Origin of the sequence: Alkalibaculum bacchi, from assembly GCF_003317055.1 — a bacterium.
Taxonomy (GTDB): Bacteria; Bacillota; Clostridia; order Eubacteriales; family Alkalibacteraceae; genus Alkalibaculum; species Alkalibaculum bacchi.
Genome location: NZ_QNRX01000042.1, coordinates 1 through 1,639, shown reverse-complemented (window position 1 = coordinate 1,639; position 1,639 = coordinate 1). Strand labels below are relative to the sequence as shown.

Genomic DNA, 1,639 nt, shown 5'->3' with positions numbered 1-1,639 from the left:
CGTCAGATTGTGTGAAAATAAGCTTTTTATGCCACGTTTGGACACGATAATATTACATTTTGAACCCATTTTTGTTTGTTTTTGGTGATATTCAAAAAATGTAGTAAAATACAGGCCTTGAAGTACTCCGTTAACTTCTTGGCTCCCATTAAATTTATTACTCTTTTTAAATTATAGACAAAAAAGTGCATAGAGGACTCAGCCTTCACTTTTTCATTACCTCGTAATAGAAAATATGAAAACCCCAGTCCTCTTTTTATTGTTCCAAATACATGTTCAACAATCATTTGCCTCTGTTTGTAGAGCTCTTTATTTTCAAAGTACCTTTCATCTGCACGTTCATATATTTCTTCTAAAGGTCCTCTTATTATCTGCCTACCTCGCTCTGCATTGGTACACTTCTTTTTTACAGGGCAGCTTCTGCATGCTTTATAGTTCGTATATTTTTTGTTTTTAGTACTTTCTTTGCTCTTGCAAGGTAACTTATGACCTTGTGGACATGTATATGAATTGTCTTCTCTGTTATATATGAACTTATCCTTCGAATATCCTTCTTCGCCATTAGGAGTAGCTAGTTTTGGTCTTGCTACAATAGTTGTCATATTGTGTTTTTCACATTCTTGTAGTTCTTCACCTGTATAGTATCCTTTATCTGCTAATACAATTAGTTCATCTTCTAAACTTAGTTCTAGTTCTTCTTTCGCTTTTGATGAAATATTATAAAGTTGACCTTGATCAGCTGGGCTACTGACAACATCTACAGCAACAACTAAATGGTGTTCGCTATCTACAGCTATTTGTACGTTGTGCGAAATATCTGTTCCATTATTGCTTGTACCCATATGTCTTGCATCTGGGTCTGTTATAGATATTTCACCTTCTTCTTCAATGCGTTTTCCAAGCTCAGTAAGCTCTTCTATTTTCTTTTTTGCGTCTGCTATCTTCGCAAGGATTTCTTCTTTAGATAATTTCACTGTCTCATTCGATTCGAAGTCGTCAGATGCAGCCAGTAGCTCCATATATTTATTTGCACTTTCCTCAAAGTGAGCAATCTGCTTTTTAACTTTTCCTTTTGTATAATTCTTTCTTCTAGAATTATTCGCTCTAAATTTGCTACCATCTACAGCAATCATCTCTTTACCATATAGGCCTAATTCTTTGCATATAGAAGAAAATTGCTTAAATAGATTTGTTAGGCTTTGTTTGTTGTCTTTTCGAAAATCTGCAATCGTCTTAAAATCAGGCTTTAAATTCTTTAATAACCACATTACTTCTACATTTCGATGACATTCTTTTTCTAACTTCCTTGATGATCGAATGCCCTCGAAATATCCATAGGTATACAGCTTACACATATCCTTAGGATCATATGGCTTTCTTCCGGTCTTTTTAGGTGTAGCATATGTGAAGCCTAGCTTTTCCATGTCTAAGCTATCGATTAATGCATCAATTACTCTAACAGGATTATCATCAGCAATCTTATCATCATAGGATTCAGGTATGAAACCAACTTGATTTCTATTGAATTCTGTACGAATATATCTTGACATAACTACACCTCGAATTTCGACTTTTATAACTATATTATACTATATTTTTACTATTTGAGGTGTAGAAACCTTTGTTTTCACACAGTCTG

At 34.0% G+C, this 1,639-nt stretch carries 1 protein-coding gene; it reads right to left on the bottom strand.

The genetic code is table 11. The features are described 5' to 3' along the window. Nucleotides 1-26: 26 nt before the first annotated feature. Nucleotides 27-1,550 (bottom strand): IS1182 family transposase, encoded by a 1,524-nt coding sequence (locus tag DES36_RS14615; RefSeq protein WP_113921956.1) that lies wholly within the window; start codon nt 1,548-1,550, stop codon nt 27-29. Nucleotides 1,551-1,639 lie beyond the last annotated feature (89 nt).

Bases quoted from the DNA above. Each gene is read 5' to 3' on its own strand.
- DES36_RS14615 (WP_113921956.1), bottom strand. From the start codon at position 1,550: ATGTCAAGATATATTCGTACAGAATTCAATAGAAATCAAGTTGGTTTC.